Genomic DNA, 20,274 nt, shown 5'->3' with positions numbered 1-20,274 from the left:
GCGGCGCGCTATATGATTGATCAGATTTCGCCCCGATTAGTGCCGATACGGTCGCGCAGCGGAACCACCCGCGCGCCGAACCCGTCCTTGATCGCCCGCATCCTCGGGCCGGACGCGTAGAAGCGGCCCTCGGCCTCCCCTTACGGCGTGAGCCGGCCCTTGGCCGCCAGGTCGCGCAGGTCCCTGGCCTCCTGTCCCTGGCTGAGCGACTCGTCCAGCCGGTATCTGCTCCGGCGCAGCCTCCGGGTGACGCACACCTCGTAGAGCATCGACACGGTCCGCGCGTTCAGCCCGTCGGCGTCCACCTGCTCCTCCAGGAGCATCCACACCTCTCCGGCCTCGGACAGGCGCCGCCGAACCCGCTGAGCCTGCGGACGGTGGGGCGAAGGGAAGGCGGGCGTGACGCGGAACGGCCCGCCCCCTCGCGGGGGCGGGCCGTTCCGGGCAGGGTCATGCCGTGGCGTGCTCGGTGACGTTGGCCGAGGTGAGCGCGATCTCCAGGACCTCGCGCACGTCGCTCACCACGTGAACGGTGAGCTCGCTCCGGACGGCCTCGGGAACGTCGTCCAGGTCGGGCTCGTTGCGGGCCGGGATCAGCACGGTGGTGATGCCCGCCCGGTGGGCGGCCAGCAGCTTCTGCTTGACCCCGCCGATCGGGAGCACCCGGCCGGTGAGGGAGACCTCACCGGTCATGGCCACGTCGTTCCTGACCGGGCGGCCGGAGAGCAGCGAGGCCAGGGCCGTGATCAGCGTGACACCGGCCGACGGGCCGTCCTTGGGAACGGCTCCGGCGGGGAAGTGGACGTGCACCGAGCGGTCCTTGAGGGACGCCACGGGCAGCTCCAGCTCCGCGCCCCGCGAGCGCAGGTAGGAGAGCGCGATCTTGGCCGACTCCTTCATGACGTCGCCGAGCTGACCGGTCAGGGTCAGGCCGGTGTCGCCGGTCTCCGGGTCGGCCAGGGACGCCTCCACGTAGAGGACGTCGCCGCCCGCTCCGGTGACCGCGAGGCCGGTGGCCACGCCGGGCACCGCCGTACGCTGGCGGGACTCAGGAAGCGAGGACTCCGGCACGTGGCGCGGCCGTCCGAGGTAGGGGACCAGGTCTCCCACCGTCACGGGCAGCTCGCCCTCGCCGAGCGCGATGTTGGCGGTGATCTTACGCAGGATCCTGGCGATCGAGCGCTCCAGGGACCGGACTCCGGCCTCCCTGGTGTACTCGCCCGCCAGCCTGCGCAGCGCGTCCTCCTCGACGGTGACGTCCTCGGCGGTGAGGCCGGCCTTGTCGAGCTGGCGCGGGAGCAGGTGGTCGCGGGCGATCGCGACCTTCTCGTCCTCGGTGTAGCCGTCGAGCGTCACGATCTCCATGCGGTCGAGCAGCGGGCCGGGGACGGACTCCAGCACGTTGGCGGTCGCCAGGAAGAGCACGTCGCTGAGGTCGAGCTCGACCTCCAGGTAGTGGTCGCGGAAGGTGTGGTTCTGCGCCGGATCGAGCACCTCCAGCAGCGCGGCGGTCGGGTCGCCCCGGTAGTCGGAGCCGACCTTGTCCACCTCGTCGAGCAGCACGACCGGGTTCATCGAACCGGCCTCGCGGATCGCACGGACGATCCGGCCGGACTGGGCGCCGACGTAGGTGCGCCGGTGACCGCGGATCTCGGCCTCGTCGCGGACGCCGCCGAGGGCGACGCGGACGAACTTGCGGCCCATCGCGCGGGCGACGGACTCGCCGAGGGAGGTCTTGCCGACTCCGGGAGGACCGGCCAGCGCGAGCACGGCGCCGCTGCGACGGCCGCCGACCACGCCCAGGCCCTTCTCGGCCCTGCGGCCACGGACGGCGAGGTATTCGATGATCCGGTCCTTGACGTCGTCGAGGCCGGTGTGGTCGGCGTCGAGGATCTTGCGGGCCTCGGCGATGTCGTAGGAGTCCTCGGTCCGCTCGTTCCACGGGAGGTCGAGGACGGTGTCGAGCCAGGTGCGGATCCAGCCGGTCTCGGGAGACTGGTCGGAGGTCCGCTCCAGCTTGTCGACCTCCTTGAGTGCGGCCTCGCGCACCTTTTCCGGCAGGTCGGCGGCCTCGACGCGGGCGCGGTAGTCCTGCTCCTCGGTCTCCGGGGAGGAGCCGTTGAGCTCGGACAGCTCCTTGCGGACCGCGGCGAGCTGCTGGCGGAGCAGGAACTCGCGCTGCTGCTTCTCCATGCCCTCCTGGACGTCCTTGCGGATCGTCTCGGCCACGTCAAGCTCGGCCAGGTGCTCACGCGACCACTCGACCAGCTTCTCCAAGCGGTCGGCCGGGTCGGCGGTCGCCAGGATCTCGGCCTTGCGCTGGGTGCTCAGCCAGGGGGCGTAGCCCGAGTTGTCGGCGAGGATCGACGGGTCGTCCATCTGGTTGACCGCGTCGACGACCTGCCACGCGCCCCGCTTCTGCAGGATGGTGGTGGCCAGCGCCTTGTACTCCTTGGCCAGCTCGTGGGCGCGATCGTCCGCCTCGACGACGTCGATCACGGTCACCTGCACCCACAGGGCCGCTCCCGGGCCCGTCGTGCCGGAACCCACGCGGACGCGGTCGACACCGCGCACCACGGCCGCGGGCTCTCCCCCGGGCAGCCTGCCCACCTGCTCGACGATCGCCCTCACACCCACGGGGCCGTATCTTCCGTCGATCCGGGGAACGAGGAGCACCTGGGGCTTGTTGTCGGCAAGAGCCTGAGCCGCGTCGATCGCGGCGCGGACTTCGGTCTCGGACAGGTCCAGGGGGACCACCATGCCCGGCAGCACGACCTCGTCGTCGAGCGGCAGGACCGGGAGGATCAAGCTCTCACTCATGTGAACTCCAAGGGTTGAGTTATACCGACTCAAGTAATGGGAGCCCGCAAATGTTCCCGAGATTGAGCGTGTTCGCTGTGAGCGATCGTAATTGTGTAATCGTCCTTCTCGGGAGAGATGTACAAGATCCCCCTGATCGTCCCTCTTGAGAGTGATATATCGGATCACTCCGAGGTATGACGCCGACCATGCCAAGGATGTCTAGGCTGGGCCGATGCTCCTGCGTGACGGTCTCCTGCGGCTGGCACGGCCATTCGCCCAAGCCCTGGTGACCGGGAAGGCCGATCCGCCGTTTCCCCGATCACGGCGCCTGCGGCCTCCCGTCCCCGCCTCCCTGGGACTGTTACCGTTCCGAACCGTCGACCTGGTCCTGCTGGCCGAGATCCTGCTCGCCTGGTTCCTGTTCAGCACCGAGCTCTCGCGACTCATGACCCAGCAGGAGAATCTGTTGCGGGTGGGCCTCGTGGTGAAACGGCTCGACGAGCCATTGCTCTGGTTCGCGACACAACTCATAACCGAGCACGAGAAACTGTCGCAGGTAGGCCTCGTGGTGAACCGGCTCGACGAGCCATTGCTCTGGTTCGCGGCGGCCGTCTCCTCGCTCCCGGTGCTGCTACGCGGCCGGTGGCCGCTCGCGGCCTGGCGGCTGGCCATCCTGGGCTCGCTTTTAACCACCCCGATCACGGGTGCACTGCTCAACCAGGTCTTCTCTCTGGCGCAGGCCGTCACCTACCTACTGGTCGTCTACTCCGTCGCGGTCCGCTGCGCACGGGAGACAACCCTGGGCGTGTGGATCATCTCCGTGCTCGCCGTAACGACCACCACCGCCTACGGCGGCACCCTGATCCTGGTCGCGATCCTGCTGGCCGTCCCCGCGCTCTTCGGTTACAACGTCCGGATCCGCCGGCTGGCCTCCAGTCGGCTGGCAGAGGAGGAGCAGCGCAGCAAGCGGGCGCTGGCGGCGCAGGCCATGCTGGAGGAACGGGCCAGGATAGCCAGGGAGCTACACGACGTCGTCGCCCACCACATGTCGGTGATCGCCATCCAGGCGGAGGCCGTACCACTGCAGGCAGCCGGAGACGCCGGGCGCCTTGAGGAAGGGCTGAGAGAGATCCGCGCGCTCTCGCTCTCGGCCATGACCGAGATGCGCCGCGTGCTGGGCGTGCTCAGAGACGAGGACGGGCGCACGGACACCGCGCCGCAGCCGGGCCTCGGCCGCCTGGAGGAGCTCATCGGCACCGCGCGCTCGGCCGGGCTCACCGTGTCACTCAAGCTGGGCGGCAACCTGACCGGGCTGCCCACGGCGGTAAGCCTGTCCGCCTACCGGATCGCGCAGGAGTCGCTGAGCAACGCCATGCGACACGCACCCGGCTCGACCGTCTCGGTGAAGATCAGCCGGTCCGGTGCCGAGCTTCACCTCCAGGTGGCGAACGACGCCGGACATCCCTCCCCTACGGAACCGGGACACGTAGGGCACGGCCTGATCGGGATGCGGGAACGGGTGTCCATGCTCGGCGGAAGCCTGTGGGCCGGACCTGTCGGGCCCGGCTTCGCGATCACTGCCATACTGCCGATCGTGGAGAAAGCGTGACGATCCGGGTGCTCATCGCCGACGACCAGGGCATGGTCAGGACCGGGTTCACCATTTTCCTGGACTCCCAGCCGGACATCGAGGTCGTGGGCGAGGCTGCCGACGGCCGCCAGGCCGTGACCAGGGTGGCCGAGCTGCGACCGGATGTGGTGCTGATGGACGTGCGGATGCCGGTCATGGACGGGCTGGCGGCAACCCGGGAGATCCTCTCCTCCGGTGACCCTCTGCCGAAGATCCTGATCCTCACCACCTTCGACCTCGACGACTACGTCTACGAGGCGCTGCGGGCCGGGGCCAGCGGGTTCCTGCTGAAGGACGCCTCGGCGCAGCAGCTGGCCGAGGCCGTCCGGGTGGTCGCGGCCGGCGACGCGCTGCTCGCCCCCTCGGTCACCAGGCGGCTCATCGCGGAGTTCGCCCGCGTCGGGCCCCGCCGCCCGCGCGGGCGGCTGGACGACATCACCGAGCGCGAGACCGAGGTGCTCGCCCTCATCGCGCAGGGCCGGTCCAATCAGGAGATCGCCGAGGAACTCGTGCTGTCGGAGCAGACGGTGAAGACCCACGTGGGCCGGATCCTGGCGAAGCTCAACCTGCGCGACCGCGCCCAGGCGATCGTCCACGCCTACGAGACAGGCCTGGTCCGTCCGGGAGAGTGATTCCCTTCCCTCTCCGGAACGGCTGTTCGCCCTCGGGGTGGGACGGACCATCGCCCCGGAAGGAAACGGGTGTTCACCCCCGGAACCCCGCAGGTGAACGGAGATCACCTATGGAAGAGCGTGGACAGGTGATCGCCCTCACTCCCGGGAGGGAGCGAGAAGGCGACCCCTTGAGGCGATGTGGGTGACGGACCGCGACTCCTAGCGTCCTGTCTGGTTTTTCCAGACCGGACAGGAGACATGCATGTTCCGCCGCACAGTCGCCGTGGCAACCGCCGTCGCGCTCACCTACGTGATCGTCCCCCCTCCCCGGGGCGACCGGGTCATCCGGGTCTACGGCGACCTCCGTACGGCCGAGCACGTCGCGGTCATCGTCCCGGGCGCCGACACCACGGCCGCCACCTTCGACGGCGGCAGAGTCAGGCTGTACATCACGCCGGGGGGCGGTGCACGGGCGGTGCTGGCCGAGGCCCGGACCCTGGATCCGGGGGCCAGGCTGGCGGTGGTCGCCTGGCTCGGCTATGACAGCCCTGCGACGGTCAGCCTTGAGGCGGTGACCGGCGAGTCCGCGGGGAAAGGGGCCGTGGAGCTCCGGCGGTATGTCACCGACACCCTTCGGGGCAAGCGGGTCAGCCTGCTCTGCCACAGCTACGGATCGGTCGTGTGCGCCAAGGCCGCTCCCGGGTTGGACCTCGCCGACCTCGCGGTCTTCGGCAGCCCCGGCCTTGACGTCTCCTCCGCCGCCGAGCTGGGTGGCACTCCGCTGTGGGTCGGGAGTGGCACCCAGGACTGGATGCGCGACGTGCCCAAGCTCCGGCTCGGCCCGCTCGGCTTCGGCCCTGACCCGGCGGATCCCGCCTTCGGCGCCCGCCTGTTCGCGACCGGTGCCGCCGGACACAGCGACTACCTCAAGCCCGGTGGCGAATCCCTGCGCAACCTCACTCTGATCGCCCTCGGGCGGGCCGGCGAGGTGTCCCGTGGCTGACCTCGCGCACCGTACGGCGGTGCCCGCGAGAAGGGCCCCGGGGGCGGACGGCGGGTGGGTCCGGCGGATCGAGCGCGCGACTCCCCCGGCCAGGGATCGGGGGGTCGACGCGCTGAGGGCGCTGGCGATCCTGGGGGTGGTTCTGGGGCACTGGCTGGTCACGGCGTGGGCACTCGGACCCGCGGGGGCGGTGTACATCTCCAGCCCGCTCAGCTACCTGCCGATGCTCACACCGCTCTCCTGGGTGTTCCAGACGCTGGCGGTGTTCTTCTTCGTCGGCGGCTATGCGGCGGCACGGAGCCGCCTGTCGACCTCGACCTCGACCTCGGTTACGGCTACGGCTACGGCTACGGCTACGGCTACGGCTACGGCTACGGCGCGAAGCCTGCCGCCGGCCGCGGCCCGTCCGGCCTGGGTACGGATCAGGATGGCCAGGCTGCTGGGACCGGTGGTGTCGCTGCTCCTGGTCTGGGCGGGGATCGTGGCCGGGATGGCACTGCATGAGATGCCGTTCAAAACGATCAGGGCCCTGACGCTCCCGGCGGTCGGGCCGCTGTGGTTCCTGGCGGTCTTCGCCGCATTCACCGCGGCCACTCCCCTGCTCATGCGCCTGCGTCCGGTCGCGACGGCGGTCGCGGCGGCCGTGGTCGTACTCGGGGTGGACGTGGTCAGATTCTGGCTCGACGGTCCCGCCTGGCTGTCGTGGGCGAACCTGGCGGCCGGGTGGCTGGTGCCGTACGCGCTGGGGATCGCCTGGGCGGGCGGGGCGTTCGCCTCGCGCCGGGTGGCGGCGGGACTACTGGCCGGCGGTACGGCGGGAGCGGTGGTGCTGGTCGCCGGATTCGGGTATCCGGCGAGCATGGTGGGCGTGACCGGGGTGAAGGTCTCCAACCTCAGCCCGCCCACGCTCGCCGTGGTCTGCTTCGGAATCGCCCAGGTGGGACTGGCTATACTGGCCCGGGATCCGCTGGCCCGGCTGATGCGGCGGCCCCGGCTGTGGGCCGTGGTGGCGACGGCCAACCTGTCCGCGATGAAGATCTTCCTGTGGCACCAGACCGCGCTGGCCGTGACCGCCGTGGTCGCGCTGCGTTTCGGCGACGTCCCCGGCCTGCTGTCCACGCCCGACGAGCCGGTCTGGCTGGTGCAGCGGCTGGCCTGGCTCCCGGTGCTCGCCGCCCTGATGTCGATCATCTGGCTGCCCGTTTTTTTCAAAGGAAGGTTTAATGACAGGGTGTCGTCATCTGCTTGACGAGGTCTCGCGATCTTTGTGACACTGTGTCGTGAAAGGCCCCTTCTACGCGGAGCGATCATGAGCGACTCGCCGTTCTCCGAAGTACTCAGGAACGCCACCTGGAGCGACCACGAGTCGGCCGAGGACGACAGCTACCTCAAGGCTTTGATGGCCGGTCAGCTCAGCCCCGAGGCCTACGGTGAGATGGTGGCCCAGCACTACTTCGCCTATCTGGCCCTCGACGGCGCGTCCAAGGCGCTCGCCGGCGACCCGATCGCCGCGCCGTTCGTCTTCCCCGAGCTCTACCGCGAGGAAGCCCTGGTCCGTGACCTGGAGACGATTTACGGCGCCGGCTGGAGGTCCAGGATCGAGCCTTCCCTGCCGACCCTGACCCTGGTCGCCCGTATCAACCAGGTCTCCAGCCGGCCGGGCGGCTACGTCGCCCACCACTACACCCGCTACATGGGCGATCTGTCCGGCGGGCAGTTCATCCGGATGGAGCTTCAGAAGATCTACGGCTACACGCCGGGCGGCGGTGTCGACTTCTATCTCTTCGACGAGGTCGGCAGCCTGCCCCGGTTCAAGAACCAGTATCGTGCCCGGCTGGACGCGCTGCCCCTGAGCGACGCCGACAAGCAGCGCCTGATCCGCGAGACCAAGCTCGCCTACCAGCTCAACACCGAGGTCCTGGGCGAGCTCGGCCGGGTGGTGCGCGCCGAGCTCGCCGCCTGACGGGAGTCTCCGGGCCGGCTAGCCAAGCGTCGCGGCCGAGACGTGGAGGCGCCCGGCCGTGCGCGCGAAGTGCGGCTCCTCGGCGAGCACGGGGAACACCTCGATGTCCTGACGCTCCACCGCTCCCTCACGCTTCAGCAGGTGCGAACAATTGTTCCAGATCTCGTCATTGATGAGACCGTGTGGTGAACGCGATGATGTGTCGGCAAGCCGGCGATCGCAGGAGGAACGATGGCGAACACGAGCGCGGCGGACGGGCCGGTGCCCACGGGCGGGCACGGGACCGCACCGATCACGGATCTCACCGCCGGGCCTCGCCCACGGGGTCCGCGGCCGGTGACCGGCATGTGGGAGACGGTTCCCCGGCTGCTCGGCGACAGCCGCTACCTCGTGCTCGCCACCGCCGATCGCCAGGGACGGCCGTGGGCCACCCCCGTATTCTTCGCCGCCCGCGACGAGGACCGGCTCTTCTGGGTGTCGGCACCGGACAGCAGGCATTCCCGCAACCTCGCCGAACGCCCGGACGTGGCCATCACGGTCTTCGACTCCCACGCGCCCGTGGGCGGCGCCGAGGCGCTCTACCTCGAGGCGACCGCCGGCCCCGCCGACGATCCCGTCGCGGCCCTGGCGACGCTCAACGCCCGCCTTCCCGCGGGCAAGGAGCTCACCGGCGACGACCTCGCGCCGTCCGGCCCCATGCTGGCCTACAGCGCCGACGTGCTGCGGCACTTCGTCCTGATCCGGGGCGGGGATTCACGCTTCGACAACGTCACCGACGGGCGGCTCCGCGTCACACGCCCCCGATAGGAGGGCCCGGCCCTGCCCGCGGGCATCCCACGCGGATCGCCGGCGGCGGGCCGTACATCGATCATGCGATCCACCGCCGGAACAGGAAAGAAGGCCCACCATGGGTAAGCTCGTCTACTCGATGATCACGTCACTCGACGGCTACGTGAGCGACAGGGACGGTGACTTCAGCTGGGGCCGCCCCGAGGAGGAGTTGCACAGGTTCGTCAACGAGCACGGGCGATCGATCGGCACCTACCTGTACGGCCGCCGGATGTACGACACGATGTCCTACTGGGAGACCGCGCACACGATGCCCGGACAGGAGCCGTTCATCCTGGAGTGGGCGCGGATCTGGCAGGCCTCCGACAAGATCGTCTACTCCACGACGCCGCGGGAGGTGACCGGCGAGCGGACCCGGATCGAGCGGACGTTCGACCCGGAGGCGGTGCGGAGGCTGAAGGACGAGACCGACCTCGACATCGCGGTCGCCGGGCCGCACTTGGCGGCGCAGGCGATCCGGGCCGGGCTGGTCGACGAGTACCACCGCTTCGTCGGACCGGCGATCGTCGGCGGCGGCAACGCGTTCTTTCCGAACGATGTGCGCGTCGACCTGACGCTGCTGGACGAGCGGCGCTTCGGTAACGGCGTGGTCTATCTGCGTTACGGCGTCAAGGACGTCGCGTAGGGGCAGGGCGACCGCACCGGGGCGCCACCCGGGCGACGCGGTTTCACGCCACCGGCCCGCCGGCCTCGGTGTCCCGGCCGCTCCGCGTTGAGGCCGGCATTGAGGCCGGCCCGCGTCATCCGCGCGCGGCGGATCTGGCCGCTCTCGGCTCCCCCGCACTCCCGGTGTCACGGCGCCGGGGTGCGGTGGCCGCGGAAGGCGGCCTCCAGGGCCAGGCGCCAGTGCCGGTCTGCCTGATCGCCGCCGGCCAGGGAACCGCGCAGTTCCAGGCTGGCCAGTCCGTGCACCAGGGCGTTGAGGTGGACCGCGATGTCGTAGGGGTCGGACGGGGCGAACCGGCCCGCGTCGACGCACCGCGCGACGGCGGCGACCAGGGTGCCGAACGTCCCCTGTATCTGCGCCAGGGCCGCCTCGTCGGGCCGGAAGTCCGCGATGGGACGCCCGAACATCAACTCGTACAGGTGGGGATTGGCCAGGGCGGCGGCCCGATAGGCGTATCCAAGTGCCATCAGGTCGGCCTCGGGGTCGCCGTCGCGAGGCACCGCGGCGAACTCCCGGGCGAGCCGGGCGAACCCCTCCAGGAACATCGCCCGTAACAGGCCGGTCTTGTCGCCGAAGAGGTTGTACACGGCGGTCGTGGAGCTGCCCACCTCCTGGGCCACTCGCCTGGTGCTCAGCGCCTGCGGGCCTTCTTCGGCGAGCAGCCGTCCGGCGGCGTCCAGAAGGTCTCGGCGCAACTCGTCGTAATCGCGTTTGCGGGGGCGTGCCATTTGACAAGCATACCGTAACGCTGTTTCATAACACCATCACCAAATGGTTCTCCTCCTGCGGCCCACCAGGCGCCCCGGGAAGAACCGCATCGGAGGCCCCCCATGTCCGCTCCTTCCAACCTGCATGTCGTCCTCGGTGCCGGAGGCGCCATCGGCAACTCCGTGGTCCGCGAACTCGCCGCCCGCGGACACCGCGTCCGTGCGGTCAACCGCAGCGGCCGGGTGCCGGCGCTGCCCGGCGTCGAGGCCCACCGGGGAGACATCACCTCGGCCGAGGGCGCCAAGGCCGCGTGCGACGGCGCCCAGGTCGTCTACCACTGCGCCGCCCCCGCCTATCACCGGTGGGTGGAGGAGTTCCCCCGCATGACCGACGCGGTGCGCGAGGGGGCGGCCGCCTCGGGTGCCAAACTGGTCTTCGCCGACAACCTGTACATGTACGGCCCTGTCAGCACGCCCATGACCGAGGACATGCCGTACGCCGCCCGTAATCCCAAGGGCCGCGTCCGCGCCGAGATGTCCGAGGCGCTCCTGGCGGATCACCGTGCCGGCAGGCTGCGTGTCGCCATCGGCAGAGCGTCCGACTACTACGGTCCCGGCGGCGTCAACACCGTCGTCGGCGCGACGGTGTTCGGCGCCGCGCTCCAGGGAAAGGTCGCCCGCTGGGTCGGGCCGCTCGACCAGCCCCACTCGTTCAGCTACCTGCCCGACATCGCCAGGGGACTCGTGACACTCGGCGACGACGCGCGGGCGGACGGCCAGGCCTGGCACCTTCCGGCGGCGGCACCGCTGACGGGGAGTCAGTTCCTCGATCTGGTGTTCGCGGAGCTGGGCAGCCCCGTCAAGTCCGCGCCCCTCGGGCGCTTCATGCAACGCGCCCTCGGGCTGGTGAATCCCACCATCCGTGCTCTCGGCGAGACCTGGTACCAGCGCGATCGCCCCTTCGTGACCGATGCCTCGAAGTTCACACGCACCTTCGGCCCGTTCACCGCGACGCCGAACCCCGATGCCGTCGCCGCCACCCTCGACTGGTACCGCGCGAACCCCACGCCGTGAAGGGCTCTCCGGCATCGCCGCGAGGGCTTTCGGTCCCGGCGATCGAAAAGGGTGGCCGGCGTTTCCCGTTCGGACGGGAAACGCCAACCACCCGATCAACGGCACCGGCCGATCCCGGAGGCCGTCCGGCGCGGCCGGACGTGAGCCAAGCCGTCAGAACGCGTAGGGCCCGAACCGGCCCCAGGCCACGAAGGCGGCCAGCACCAGAAGCACGATGTTGAAGACGATCCCGGGGTACTCCCCGCGCCGGACGTGCACGATCGCGGCGCCGATCATCGTGACCACCAGGCCCGCGGCGGCGAGCGGGGTCAGCACGGGCAGGATCCCGGTGAGCGCGGGAAGGATCAGCCCGATCGCGGCCAGCACCTCCACGATGCCGACCGCCTTGACCTGGCCGTCGGAGAAGTCCTCCACCCACGACATCTTGCCGCTCAGCTCACTGCGGGACTTGGTGGCCTTGGTCAGACCGCCCATGAGGAAGGTCGCGGCGAGCAGGACCTGCGCGACCCAGAGGATGACGTTCATTACGAGCTCCGAGGAAATAAGTGAAGGAAGCCCTTCGTTTTTCGGAGACCGTAGCATAAGCGCAGGCATTCCTTAACTTTGTAGGATCATCGTATGGACAGGTGCAAGCGGCGGGGGCTGCGCAAGGATGCCGAACTCAACCGGGAGCGCATCCTGCGGGCGGCTCGCATCGCCTTCCGCGAGCGCGGTCTCGACGTCCCGCTGGAGGAGATCGCCCGCCGGGCCGAGGTGAACATCGCCACGCTCTACCGGCGCTTCCCGGACCGCGAGGCGCTCATCGAGGAGATCATGGCCGACCGGATGACGGAGTTCGCCGAGGTCGCCGGAGTGGCGGAGCTGGCCTCCAACCCCTGGGAGGGGTTTCGCGGGCTGGTCGAGCACCTCTGCGGCATGCAGGCCGAGGACCAAGGCGTGACCGAGGCCCTCACCTCCTGCTTCCCCACCGCCCAGACGATGGAGGGGCCCCGAGCGCAGGCGATGACGTCGGCGAGCCGGGTCATCGAGCGCGCCAGAGACGCCGGGGCGCTGCGCACCGACTTCACCGGCCAGGACCTGATGCTGATCCTGATGGCCAACGCCGGCGTGCTCGGCTCGACGCGCTGCGCGGCACCGGACGCGTGGCGGCGGGTGGTCGCCCTGATCCTCGACGCCTGCCGCGCCGACCGGTCCGGTCCCCCGCTCCCCCCGGCGCCCACGGCCGAGGACCTGCACACCGCGATGCTCACCGCCCGCCCGCGGCGCTGACCGTCTCCGGCCCCGACGCGAAAGGCCCGCGACCTCGGCGTTGTGCGACCATGGGACGGTGCCCCGGATCTCAGCCGCGACCATCGGCGAACATCGCGCTCAGACGCGAGATCGCATCCTGCGCGCGGTTTCGCGTCTCTCCCGCGACCAGGGCATCGACACGATCTCCATGACCGACGTGGCGGGCGAGGCCGGGATCACCCGGACCGTCCTCTACAACTACTTCCCCGACAAGACCGCGCTGCTGCTGGCCTTCACCGAGCGGGTGACTAACTACTTCATCGAGAGCTACCAGCGGGAGCTGCCCGAGCAGGCCTCCCCCGCCGAACGGCTGCGGGTGTTCGTCAGACTCCAGCTCGCCGGGCTGCTCGCGCACCCCCACCCCGGCCCCGCCGACCTGTCCGCGGCCCTGGGCCCCGACGCCTACCAGCGCCTGGCCGACCATGTCGCGCCGATGCAGCGCATCCTGACCGGCATCATCGACAGCGGCGTGGCCTCGGGCGACTTCCAGGCCTCCGACGTGGCCGCCACCGCCCGGATCATCCTCACCGTCATCGGCGCCGAACGGGTGCCGCTGCTCAGCGGCTCCGTCGCCCTGGAGGAGGCCGAGGAGATCGTCTCCGGCTTCGTGCTCCGCGCCCTGGGCGCCTGACGCACGCCCGTTCCGCCTGACCGGCCGCGGGCCTGTCGGCGGGACGCGGCCGGTGTTTCGCGCCGTGGAGGAGATCAACGCCCGGAGAAGAACGAACCCGCCGGGTGAGGTCGATCGACCGGTGAGCGTCGAGGCGGCACATCGAGGATGGCCATCCGACGAACACCCGCCGAAAGGTGGGTATCGGCTGTTGCCGAGAGGCGGACCTCGGCTGCTACGGTCCGCCCATGTCCGCCGTGAAGGTAGAAATCACCCCCCGATCACTCGACCGGATCCCCGGCTGGTTCTGGATCACCGACCAGCGGCTCTTCACCTGGTTCCTGCAGGCGCGGGGGCAGGAAGAACCTCCGGGCGATCTCCTCGAACTCGGGACGTACCTGGGCAAGAGCGCGGTCATGATCGGCAGCCATCTGCGGCCCGGCGAGACCTTCACCGTCTGCGACCTCTTCGAGTCCGACGCCCCCGAGGCGGCGAACGACGCCGAGACCAGCCGCTCCTACTCGACCCTCACCCGTGAGAAGTTCGAGCAGAACTACCTGGGCTTCCACCACACGCTCCCGGTCGTGGTGCACGGGCCGACCTCGATCGTCCTGGACCACGTCGCGGCCAAATCCTGCAGGTTCGTCCACGTGGACGCCTCCCATCTCTACGTTCACGTCCGGCAGGACGTGCTCTCCGCGCGGGAGGTCCTGCGGGATGACGGAATCGTCGTCTTCGACGACTACCGGAGCGAGCACACTCCGGGCGTGGCGATGGCGGTCTGGGAGGCGGTGGCGAACCTGGGCCTGGCACCGATCTGTGTCAGCAACCACAAGCTCTACGCGACCTGGGGAGACCCGGCGCCGATCCAGGCACGCCTGCTGCGGTGGCTGGAGTCCCGCTCCGACCTGTGGCACACCACGGACGCCTTCGACGGCTGGGAGCTCGTCCGGGTCAACGAGCGCAAGAAGCCCGCGGCTCCCACCCCCGGTGGAGACCCCGCCACGCTGGGGAAACTCAGTGGCGAGCTCCAGCGCACCACGGCGGAGCTGAAGAGGGCCGTGGCCGAATCGGAGGCGGCCACCCAGGCCCTCAGGAAGGTCACCTCGGAGATCAGCCTGGCCGGTCCGGTGGTCCAGCGCGCGGTGCGATGGACCCGCAGGATCACCCGGGGCAAGCGCGCCTAGTAGTGCTGTGACCGGGAAGGTTCGCCGGGTTTCGCCATAGAGTCCGGCCTGTGTCAGCTGACCAGAGACAAAGGCCAAGACCGATCGACCAGTGTCGGGATGTCCATGATGTGCTGGACCAGGTCCGGCTGCGTCCGTCCATGTGGATCCGACAGGGGTCCCTGCAGGACTTGCAGAACATCCTGATCGGTTATGCCACGGCTTTGTCCGTCCACGGGGTCGATGAGCCGTTCGAGCTTTCGCCAGGTGGTCCGTTCTCCGAGTGGCTGCGGGCTCGCCTGCCTGAACTCCAGTGAGTTCCTCCTTCATCGCCGCGGTGAATCCGATGTTCACCGCGACGTCCTGTCGCCTCACGCCTCCCGCCCCACAGCCCGCCGTAGCGCTCCCGCGCCGAGGACGAGACCGAGCAGTGCGGCGGCGATCGTACCGACGGCGAGCGGGTGGAGCAGGGCCGGCCGGCCCGCCGCCCGGGTCGCGCCCATGTAGTCGAGTACGGCGAAGCCGTTGGCCGCGATGTACCACAGCGGCAGGTAAAGGGCCTGGAAGAGCCGGTGGCCGCGGCTGAGCGTGCCGAGCGCGAGGGCCAAGGACGGGATGAAGAACGCTCCGCCCGTCCAGGAGGCCACTCCGTGCCAGTCGGCCTCCCGCGCCGGCTGCAGAGCCGGCGCGAATCCGGTCGCCGCGGTGAGGAAGACTCCTGCGGCCCACTCCGCGAGCAGCCGGCGGCGGGCCCGGGGGGTGGCGGCGAGCAGCGCCTGGACGCCGTGTTCGTGCGCTTGCGTGCCCAGCCGGGACCAGATCAGTACAGGCCAGATCCAGGCCAGCGGCAGCACCACCCGGGTCGCTCCGTTGCCGGTGGCCATCAGCCCGGCGAGTGAGATCAGGGCCGCCCCCGCCCACCACCACCAGGACACCCCTCGCAGCAGGATTCGCAGCTCACCGGTGAACAGCCGCCAGGCCGAGCCGCCCGTGCGCACCGAACCGGACGGCAGCCTCTCGACCGCGGCCGACCAGAGCACGACGGGCTCGGCGTGCGCGACGGAGGCCGCGGGCTCCGGGGATGCCGCACGGCGGCCGGGCCGCCCGCGCGCGGGATCGAAGCGACCGAACCACAGTGCGGGCAGCAGCGCGCACCCCACCGCGCCCAGCACCAGAACCAGCCTGCCGAGCAGGAAGTCCGCGTCCGGTGTGAAGCCGCCCCACTCGAAGACGCGCAGGGGCTCGGCGACGTACGTGAAGCCGAGGCTGAACTCTCCCTGGGCCCGCACCCCCTGGGCGAGCATGTCCGTACGCATCGACTCGACCGCCTCATGGACGCCGATGCCGCCGAACGGCGCCCCGGGCCCCTGGCCGCCCACCGCGACGACCATCCAGACGAAAAACCACGCGACGTTGCCGAACCCGCCCCGCAGCGCCGGCAGCGCCTCGGTCAGCAACGCCGCGGCGGCCGTCACCACCACCAGCGGCAGTGCGATCACGGCGAACGGCAGCGACAGCGCCATCGGATCGACCGTCGTGGACTCGCCGCGCGCCAGCTGCATCACCAACGCGGTCACGGCCAGCACCCCCACCATCGAGGCGAGCACCAGCACATTGCTGAGCAGCTTGCCCGCCAGGTACGCGGTGGTGCTCAGCGGGGTCGAGGCGAGCAGCCTGCCGACGCCCGAGCTCTCGTCACGGGCCAGGGCTCCCCGCACCACGTAGAAACCGCCCAGCGCCAGCCACAACGCGCCGGCGAGCGCGGTCGCCATGCCGACGTAGGCGCTGTTGTACACACCGCGGTGATCCCCGATCTGCAGGATGACCCAGCGGGAATCGGCGCCGGGCACGGCCAGACAGCCCAGGCCCACGGCGGCCAGCAGCGTCACCGCGTACACGGGTCTGCGAACCCGGTCCCGGAAGTCGGCGAGAGCGATGCCGCCCAGGACGCGCACGCTCATCGGGCGGACCCCGCGGACGCGCCGGCGGGCAGCCCCGCTCGGTTGACGATCGCGAGATAGGCGTCCTCGAGGTCGGGCGCCACGGACACGGCGCCCCGGTAAGGCTGCCCGGCGGACAGCAGCCGGGCTCGGACGCCGTCTCTCGTACGCGCCATGCGGCTGACGATGTGGCGCGCGCGTACCGCCGCCAGATCGTCAACCGTGACCGGCACGTCCCAGACCTGACCCTCCATCTCGCGGAGCAGTTCCTCCGGAGTGCCGCGGCGCAGCAGCCGGCCGCCGGCGACGACCGCGATGTCTTGAGCCACCGACTCGACGTCGGAGACGATGTGGGTGGAGAGCATCACCACCCGGTCCACCGCGAGGTCGCTGAGAAGATTGCGGAACCGCACCCGCTCCTCCGGATCCAGGCCCGCGGTCGGTTCGTCGACGATGATCACCTTCGGGTCGGCGAGCAGTGCCTGCGCGATCCCGACGCGCCGCAGCATGCCGCCGGAGTACCTCCCCAGCGGACGCTTGCCCGCCTCGGTCAGATTGACCAGCTCAAGCAGCTCGTCGATGCGGGTGCGCGCCGAGCGCGCCGTGACGCCCTTGGCGGCGGCGAGATAGCCGAGGAACTCCCGGGCCGACAGATTCGGGTAGACCCCGAAGTCCTGCGGAAGGTAGCCGAGCGAGGAGCGAAGCTCGCCCGGGTGCGCCACCGCGTCCGTGCCGTTGAACAGGACCCGTCCGGAGGTCGGCCGGGTGACGGTGGCGGCGATCCGCATCAGCGAGGACTTGCCCGCGCCGTTGGGACCCAGCAGTCCGAGCACCCCGGGCCCCAGCCGCAGGGTCATCCCGTCGACGGCCCGCTTGCCGCCCCGGTACACCTTGCTCAGGTCCAGGAGCTCGAACACGGTCATTCCCGCCCCCGGAGGTCGGTCTTACGGCCGTCACGCAGCACCTCGACGCCGCGCGGCACCTCCACCTCGAAGCGGGCGTCACAGAGCGCGAGCCCGGTGCAGCCGGCCTCCAGCTCAAGGGCGCCGTCCTTGAGCTCCCACCGGAGTGTCTTCGAGCTGCCGGCCCTGGTGTCGAACCAGCGGGTGACCTTGACGTCCTCACGGTCGCTGGCGACCAGATCCGTCGGGATCCCGTGCGCCTTCACATCCAGCGTTTCGCCGCCGAAGGCGAAGGTCTTCTCCTCGGGGGTCGCGTTCCTGGCGTCCACGGAACAGGCGGTCAGGCCGCCGGCCAGCACGATGGCCACACAGCACGTCAGAACGCGCGCGGTCTTGGGCGATATCAACGATCCTCCAGGGGCGTGAGTGCGTCGTCCGACGCACTTCCCGAGGATCACCGAGCAGCGGGACCCGGCACATCTGCCGAACGGGAGATATCAGCCGGGAAGTATCGCCCGCACCCGCCAGCCCGTCTTGTGCGGACCCCAGGTCAGCGTCCCGCCAAGCGCCTCGGCCCGCGCCCTGAGTTCGGGCAGGCCCGTGCCGCCGGCGCCCCGTCTCAAGATCGGCGGACTTGTCGTCCCGTTCCCGTCGTCGGTGACGGTCACCTCCACCGCCGGAGTCCCGGCCGGTGCCCGTACGACCGTGACCGTCACTCCCCTCGCCCCGGCCGCATGCCGCCGTATGTTCGTCAGCGCCTCCAGCACCACGCGGTGCGCCGTGTCCTCCGTACCGCGCGGCAGCGTGCCCGCCAGGTCCGGCTCCACCCTCAGCTCGGCGAGGGCGCCGCCGTCGGTGCTCTCGGCGAACCGCCCGACCAGCTCGGTCAGATCCCCCAGCCCGTACACCCGGGTAGGTGGTGCGTCCCGTTCCCCCGGGCCGCGCAGCGTCTGGACGGTACGGTCCATGGAGTCCAGCGCCCGCAGCCCGGACGCCTCCAGCCGCCCCAGCAGTTCCCCGAACTGCGCGGGTTCGTACGCGTCGAGCCGCGCCGCCTGCACCTCCAGCACGATGCCGGTCAGCTCGTGGGCGACGAAGTCGTGGAGATCGGCGGCGACCTGGAGACGCTGCTCCCGCAGTGCCTCCAGGACGGCGCGTGCCCGCCGGTTGTCGAGCGTCCGGAAATACAGCCCGATCCCGATGGCGCCCGCGGCGGGCAACAGCGACAGTGAACAGGTCAGAGCCACCGCCTGCACGTCGGCGGCGGGAGCGGCGAAGAGGAATCGCACCGGCAGCAGGACCACCGCGGACGCCACCAGCGGCCCCACCGTCGCGGCCTGCCGGTCCGGTGCCCGCCGGATCACCCGTCCGGCCAGGATGAGCAGCGCGGGGAATTCGACCAGTGCCCAGAGCACGACGTAGCCCTGCGGGCCGCGGAAGACGAGGTCCGCGGTCAGGGACAGCAGGCACACCGCGCTCGCGGCCGCGGCGAGCGGGACGCGCCCCCAGGGCCACCGCATCATCGCGGTGAACGCCGTCGCCGCGGCGGGCACCGCCATGACGAGGGCGGACGATCGGCCGAGCGCCGCCGGTGCCAGGACCAGCGCCGCGGCTATCGCGCACCACACCAGCCGACGCGACAGCCACTTTCCGGGCGCCGTCCCCCGGACGGCCATCATGTGGGTCGCTCCCGGGCCACGTATCCCATCTCCCAGGCGTGCATGGCGATCCCGACCCGGTTCCGCACCCCGAGCTTGCGCTGGATGCTGGCGACATGGGTCTTCACGGTGCCCGCCGAGATGAACAGCTCGCGGGCGATGTCGGCGTTGGTCCTGCCCTCGGCCACCTGCCCGGCGACCTCGATCTCCCGCTCGGTCAACGCCTCCAGCGGCGGCGCCGCGGCCGGCCGGGCACCGCCCGTCACGTGCTTGAGCAGTCGTACCGTGATCGACGGGCTGATCAGGCTCTCCCCGTCCACGGCCGCCCGTACGGCCTCCACCAGGAGCGTCGGCCCCGAGCGTTTCAGCAGAAACCCGGAGGCGCCGTACCGCAGCGCGGGATAGACGTACTCATCCAGGTCGAACGTCGTCACGACCACGACCTTGACCCCTGGCACCGCCGAACTCCCGACGAGCCGCCGCGTCACTTCGAGGCCGTCCATGCGCGGCATCCGGATATCCACGAGGGCGACATCCGGCCGCAGCGCACGCGCCGCCTCCAGCGCGGCCACCCCGTCCTCCGCCTCGCCGACCACCTCGATGTCCGGCCGGCTCTCCAGGATGCGCCGCAGACCCCGGCGCACCATCTCTTGGTCATCCGCGATCAACACCCGAATTGTCACGATCGACCATCCTGTCATGAGCACCGCGAGGCTCGACGAAATGCCGCGTCGCGGACGGCGGAGACCGGCGGCACCCCTGTGCCGGGTCTTCTTCCGGACCGGCCTCGACCGGGTAGGCGGGTCAGTCGTCGACGGCCTGCGTCGCCGATACCGGTTGTCGCCGTCTTGACGCCGCCGCCGGCACGCGGCGAGAAGCAGCCGGCCGGGCACGACCCGCCGTGCGGCAGTCCGGACGAAGCCGTCTCACGCGCGCCCGGTACTCCCGCCACCGCCGCTCGGGGCCGATCACCTTTGAGAGAAAGCCGCCCTCTTCAAGATCACTCGCCTCCGTCGCGGAGCTGTTCGAGCCGTTCTGCGAGGAAGCTCCAGGTCCTCCAGAATTCCTCGAGATACTCCCGTCCTTGCGCGTTGAGGGAGTACACCTTGCGTGGCGGCCCCTTGTCGGACGGGACCTTCTTCACATCGACCAGGCCGCGCTGCTCGATCCTGATGAGCAGCGCGTAGACGGTGCCCTCGGCGATGTCGGAGAAGCCCTGGTCCCGCAGCCACGCCGTGATCTCGTAGCCGTACGCGGACCGGCCGGACAGGATCGCCAGGACGATGCCCTCCAGCGTTCCTTTGAGCATCTCCGTCATCTGCTTGCCCATGGAACACCCCCCTTTCCGCTACCCAATGTTACTTACTACTGGTATGTAGTAACACAGAATAGCTGAGAT

General features: G+C 70.3%; 21 protein-coding genes. 11 read left to right on the top strand and 10 right to left on the bottom strand.

Annotation, left to right across the window (positions count from 1 at the left end; genetic code table 11):
- Positions 1–140: 140 nt before the first annotated feature.
- Both J2853_RS05405 and lon read right to left on the bottom strand, forming a co-directional pair.
- A complete protein-coding gene (locus J2853_RS05405) occupies positions 141–323 on the bottom strand; it encodes a hypothetical protein (protein ID WP_307555563.1) in 183 nt (60 codons plus the stop codon).
- 127 nt (positions 324–450) lie between these two features.
- Positions 451–2,820, bottom strand: a complete 2,370-nt coding sequence (gene lon, locus J2853_RS05400) for an endopeptidase La (protein ID WP_307555561.1) — start codon at positions 2,818–2,820, stop codon at positions 451–453.
- A 214-nt stretch (positions 2,821–3,034) separates the two neighbouring features.
- Here lon and J2853_RS05395 point away from each other — a divergent pair, with 214 nt between their 5' ends.
- From J2853_RS05395 to J2853_RS05365, 7 genes are all read left to right on the top strand, one after another.
- Positions 3,035–4,411, top strand: coding sequence for a sensor histidine kinase (locus J2853_RS05395; protein WP_307555559.1), 1,377 nt, complete (start codon positions 3,035–3,037; stop codon positions 4,409–4,411).
- Entirely contained in the window at positions 4,408–5,064 is a 657-nt protein-coding gene (locus J2853_RS05390) for a response regulator (protein ID WP_307555557.1), read from the top strand. Before J2853_RS05395 ends, J2853_RS05390 begins: the two co-directional genes overlap by 4 nt.
- Before the next feature lie 244 nt (positions 5,065–5,308).
- Positions 5,309–6,049, top strand: a complete 741-nt coding sequence (locus J2853_RS05385) for an alpha/beta hydrolase (RefSeq protein WP_307555555.1) — start codon at positions 5,309–5,311, stop codon at positions 6,047–6,049.
- Positions 6,042–7,298, top strand: a complete 1,257-nt coding sequence (locus J2853_RS05380) for an acyltransferase family protein (protein ID WP_307555553.1) — start codon at positions 6,042–6,044, stop codon at positions 7,296–7,298. The genes J2853_RS05385 and J2853_RS05380 overlap by 8 nt, the downstream gene beginning before the upstream one ends.
- Positions 7,299–7,358: 60 nt before the next feature.
- A complete protein-coding gene (locus tag J2853_RS05375) occupies positions 7,359–8,012 on the top strand; it encodes a biliverdin-producing heme oxygenase (RefSeq protein WP_307555552.1) in 654 nt (217 codons plus the stop codon).
- A 231-nt stretch (positions 8,013–8,243) separates the two neighbouring features.
- Positions 8,244–8,819: a pyridoxamine 5'-phosphate oxidase family protein gene (locus tag J2853_RS05370; RefSeq protein WP_307555550.1), complete on the top strand. Its 576-nt coding sequence runs from the start codon at positions 8,244–8,246 to the stop codon at positions 8,817–8,819.
- A 100-nt stretch (positions 8,820–8,919) separates the two neighbouring features.
- Positions 8,920–9,486 carry a dihydrofolate reductase family protein gene (locus J2853_RS05365; protein WP_307555548.1) on the top strand — a complete coding sequence of 189 codons (567 nt, stop codon included), beginning with the start codon at positions 8,920–8,922 and terminating at the stop codon, positions 9,484–9,486.
- Positions 9,487–9,653: 167 nt separating this feature from the next.
- Here J2853_RS05365 and J2853_RS05360 read toward each other — a convergent pair whose 3' ends face one another.
- Positions 9,654–10,256 carry a TetR/AcrR family transcriptional regulator gene (locus tag J2853_RS05360; protein WP_307555546.1) on the bottom strand — a complete coding sequence of 201 codons (603 nt, stop codon included), beginning with the start codon at positions 10,254–10,256 and terminating at the stop codon, positions 9,654–9,656.
- 102 nt (positions 10,257–10,358) lie between these two features.
- On the opposite strand from J2853_RS05360, the gene J2853_RS05355 reads away from it, so the two are divergent.
- Positions 10,359–11,309: an NAD-dependent epimerase/dehydratase family protein gene (locus tag J2853_RS05355; RefSeq protein WP_307555544.1), complete on the top strand. Its 951-nt coding sequence runs from the start codon at positions 10,359–10,361 to the stop codon at positions 11,307–11,309.
- A 153-nt stretch (positions 11,310–11,462) separates the two neighbouring features.
- Here the strand turns inward: J2853_RS05355 and J2853_RS05350 are convergent, their stop codons facing one another.
- Entirely contained in the window at positions 11,463–11,834 is a 372-nt protein-coding gene (locus J2853_RS05350) for a DoxX family protein (RefSeq protein ID WP_307555542.1), read from the bottom strand.
- A 93-nt stretch (positions 11,835–11,927) separates the two neighbouring features.
- Between J2853_RS05350 and J2853_RS05345 the strand changes: the two genes are divergently transcribed.
- The 3 genes from J2853_RS05345 (at position 11,928) to J2853_RS05335 (ending at position 14,396) form a co-directional block, all read left to right on the top strand.
- Positions 11,928–12,578 carry a TetR/AcrR family transcriptional regulator gene (locus J2853_RS05345; RefSeq protein ID WP_307555540.1) on the top strand — a complete coding sequence of 217 codons (651 nt, stop codon included), beginning with the start codon at positions 11,928–11,930 and terminating at the stop codon, positions 12,576–12,578.
- 58 nt (positions 12,579–12,636) lie between these two features.
- Complete coding sequence (locus tag J2853_RS05340) at positions 12,637–13,230, top strand: TetR/AcrR family transcriptional regulator (RefSeq protein WP_307555538.1); 594 nt, start codon at positions 12,637–12,639, stop codon at positions 13,228–13,230.
- Positions 13,231–13,457: 227 nt separating this feature from the next.
- Positions 13,458–14,396: a class I SAM-dependent methyltransferase gene (locus J2853_RS05335; protein ID WP_307555536.1), complete on the top strand. Its 939-nt coding sequence runs from the start codon at positions 13,458–13,460 to the stop codon at positions 14,394–14,396.
- A 350-nt stretch (positions 14,397–14,746) separates the two neighbouring features.
- Here J2853_RS05335 and J2853_RS05330 read toward each other — a convergent pair whose 3' ends face one another.
- From J2853_RS05330 to J2853_RS05305, 6 genes are all read right to left on the bottom strand, one after another.
- A complete protein-coding gene (locus J2853_RS05330; RefSeq protein WP_307555534.1) occupies positions 14,747–16,336 on the bottom strand; it encodes an ABC transporter permease in 1,590 nt (529 codons plus the stop codon).
- The gene (locus J2853_RS05325) at positions 16,333–17,238 is read right to left on the bottom strand and encodes an ABC transporter ATP-binding protein (protein WP_307555532.1); all 906 of its coding nucleotides are present in this window, start codon (positions 17,236–17,238) and stop codon (positions 16,333–16,335) included. The genes J2853_RS05330 and J2853_RS05325 overlap by 4 nt, the downstream gene beginning before the upstream one ends.
- A complete protein-coding gene (locus J2853_RS05320) occupies positions 17,235–17,585 on the bottom strand; it encodes a hypothetical protein (protein WP_307555530.1) in 351 nt (116 codons plus the stop codon). Before J2853_RS05320 ends, J2853_RS05325 begins: the two co-directional genes overlap by 4 nt.
- Before the next feature lie 129 nt (positions 17,586–17,714).
- Positions 17,715–18,896, bottom strand: a complete 1,182-nt coding sequence (locus J2853_RS05315; RefSeq protein ID WP_307555528.1) for a sensor histidine kinase — start codon at positions 18,894–18,896, stop codon at positions 17,715–17,717.
- Positions 18,893–19,558, bottom strand: coding sequence for a response regulator (locus J2853_RS05310; RefSeq protein WP_307555527.1), 666 nt, complete (start codon positions 19,556–19,558; stop codon positions 18,893–18,895). Before J2853_RS05310 ends, J2853_RS05315 begins: the two co-directional genes overlap by 4 nt.
- Before the next feature lie 317 nt (positions 19,559–19,875).
- Complete coding sequence (locus J2853_RS05305) at positions 19,876–20,205, bottom strand: PadR family transcriptional regulator (RefSeq protein WP_307555525.1); 330 nt, start codon at positions 20,203–20,205, stop codon at positions 19,876–19,878.
- Positions 20,206–20,274 lie beyond the last annotated feature (69 nt).

The sequence above is a fragment of the Streptosporangium lutulentum genome, from assembly GCF_030811455.1.
Classification (GTDB): domain Bacteria; phylum Actinomycetota; class Actinomycetes; order Streptosporangiales; family Streptosporangiaceae; genus Streptosporangium; species Streptosporangium lutulentum.
The sequence above is the reverse complement of the archived record's forward strand: the minus strand, read 5'-3'. Positions and strand labels throughout refer to the sequence as shown.

Excerpts from the sequence above, each read along its gene's own strand:
- J2853_RS05405 (WP_307555563.1), bottom strand. The coding sequence starts at position 323 with ATGCTCCTGGAGGAGCAGGTGGACGCCGACGGGCTGAACGCGCGGACC.
- lon (WP_307555561.1), bottom strand. The coding sequence starts at position 2,820 with ATGAGTGAGAGCTTGATCCTCCCGGTCCTGCCGCTCGACGACGAGGTC.
- J2853_RS05395 (WP_307555559.1), top strand. The coding sequence starts at position 3,035 with ATGCTCCTGCGTGACGGTCTCCTGCGGCTGGCACGGCCATTCGCCCAA.
- J2853_RS05385 (WP_307555555.1), top strand. The coding sequence starts at position 5,309 with ATGTTCCGCCGCACAGTCGCCGTGGCAACCGCCGTCGCGCTCACCTAC.
- J2853_RS05375 (WP_307555552.1), top strand. The coding sequence starts at position 7,359 with ATGAGCGACTCGCCGTTCTCCGAAGTACTCAGGAACGCCACCTGGAGC.
- J2853_RS05370 (WP_307555550.1), top strand. The coding sequence starts at position 8,244 with ATGGCGAACACGAGCGCGGCGGACGGGCCGGTGCCCACGGGCGGGCAC.
- J2853_RS05365 (WP_307555548.1), top strand. The coding sequence starts at position 8,920 with ATGGGTAAGCTCGTCTACTCGATGATCACGTCACTCGACGGCTACGTG.
- J2853_RS05360 (WP_307555546.1), bottom strand. The coding sequence starts at position 10,256 with ATGGCACGCCCCCGCAAACGCGATTACGACGAGTTGCGCCGAGACCTT.
- J2853_RS05355 (WP_307555544.1), top strand. The coding sequence starts at position 10,359 with ATGTCCGCTCCTTCCAACCTGCATGTCGTCCTCGGTGCCGGAGGCGCC.
- J2853_RS05350 (WP_307555542.1), bottom strand. The coding sequence starts at position 11,834 with ATGAACGTCATCCTCTGGGTCGCGCAGGTCCTGCTCGCCGCGACCTTC.
- J2853_RS05345 (WP_307555540.1), top strand. The coding sequence starts at position 11,928 with ATGGACAGGTGCAAGCGGCGGGGGCTGCGCAAGGATGCCGAACTCAAC.
- J2853_RS05335 (WP_307555536.1), top strand. The coding sequence starts at position 13,458 with ATGTCCGCCGTGAAGGTAGAAATCACCCCCCGATCACTCGACCGGATC.
- J2853_RS05330 (WP_307555534.1), bottom strand. The coding sequence starts at position 16,336 with ATGAGCGTGCGCGTCCTGGGCGGCATCGCTCTCGCCGACTTCCGGGAC.
- J2853_RS05325 (WP_307555532.1), bottom strand. The coding sequence starts at position 17,238 with ATGACCGTGTTCGAGCTCCTGGACCTGAGCAAGGTGTACCGGGGCGGC.
- J2853_RS05315 (WP_307555528.1), bottom strand. The coding sequence starts at position 18,896 with ATGATGGCCGTCCGGGGGACGGCGCCCGGAAAGTGGCTGTCGCGTCGG.
- J2853_RS05305 (WP_307555525.1), bottom strand. The coding sequence starts at position 20,205 with ATGGGCAAGCAGATGACGGAGATGCTCAAAGGAACGCTGGAGGGCATC.